Below are 1327 nucleotides of genomic sequence, written 5' to 3' on the forward strand. Positions count from 1 at the left end.
AGGGCGTTGACGGCCGCCGCGGCGACCGCGGACCCGCCCTTCTCGGACACGTTGCTGAGCTGCGGCAGCCCGGCGGCGCGCAGCGCCTCCTTCGCCTCGGCGGCGCCGACGAACCCCACCGGCACGCCGATGACCAGCGCCGGGCCGACCCGGCGGTCGATGATCTCGAAGATCGCCTCGGGCGCCGACCCCACGACCCACACCGCGCCCGGCCCCACGTCGGCGTACGCGAGCCGGACGGCCGCGGCCGGACGCGTGATGCCCGCGGCCCGCGACATCCGCGCGGCGGCCGGGTCGGCGGCGTGGCAGACGGTCTCCCGCGCGCTGATCCCGGCCGCGACCATGCCCTCGTCGGTCACGATCGGCGCCCCGGAGCGCAGCGCGGCCCAGCCCCGTTCGAGGAACTCCTCCTTGGTCACCAGGTCGACCGCGTACTCCAGGTCGGCGGTGGCGTGGATGACCCGCTCGGCCACGGCGCGCCACAGCGGCGGCATCGGGGACAGGTCGACGCGGGACCGCAGGATCTCATACGACCGGATCTCCACCGGATGCGGCTGGCGTACGCTCACAGGAGCCTCCTGCTGGGTCACGGGCAATCCTCGCTGTCGCCGTCCCCGGGCGCATACCGCTCCGGGAGGAAGTACCAGGGTTTCACGCCTTCCGCACCGTTATGCCGGGATGCGCGCAGCTCGTCCCGCTCGTCCCGCTCGTCCCGCTCGTCCCGCTCCTCCCCGACCGCCGTCGGAGCGGGCAGGACGCCACCGGCCGGCACATCGACCGCCCCGACGCCGCTCGCCCCGACGACGGCCGGCCCGACGACGACCGGCCCGGGCAAATCCGGCCCGGGAGCAGCCTGCCTGGGAAGGGCCGACCCGGGAAGGGGCGCCGGGCCGGGGGTGGTCGTCGCCAGCGCGGCCGGTGGCGCGGCGGGACGCTCGTTTCGGGACGGCGAGGCGGGCGGGGCGCCGCCGAGCGTGCGGGCGGCGTGCAGGGCGGCGGCCTCGGCGACGCTCGGCGTGCCCGTCGGCGACCGCACCGCATCGGACGGGTTCGGCACCTTGACCTGCGCCAGCACGGGCACAGGGTAGGTGACCAGCGGCAGCCCGCGGACCCGTGCGGCGGCGCGGACGGCGGGCTCGCCGCCGCGTCCGTCGGCGGTCTCGGCGCACCAGACGGCGTCCGGGCGCACGCCCGCCTCCCGCAGGACAGCGTCCAGCAGGGCGCCGACCTCGCCCGCATCGACCCTCGTGGACATTCCGACACCGATCACCGCGAAGTGCATCACAGCGGCGGTGTCCTCTCGACCGGACGGGCGCGACCGGCCGGG

2 protein-coding genes are annotated in these 1327 nt (G+C 76.9%); both read right to left on the reverse strand.

The window, feature by feature from the left end; translation table 11 throughout:
• Positions 1 to 569 (reverse strand): precorrin-8X methylmutase (locus BJF79_RS39975; protein WP_075905232.1); only part of this gene is annotated, 569 nt, incomplete at its 3' end.
• Between the two features lie 17 nt (positions 570 to 586).
• The coding region (locus BJF79_RS39980; RefSeq protein ID WP_262403274.1) for a cobalamin biosynthesis protein at positions 587 to 1327 on the reverse strand (741 nt) is incomplete at its 5' end.

The sequence above is a fragment of the Actinomadura sp. CNU-125 genome (assembly GCF_001942465.1).
Taxonomy (GTDB): Bacteria; Actinomycetota; Actinomycetes; order Streptosporangiales; family Streptosporangiaceae; genus Spirillospora.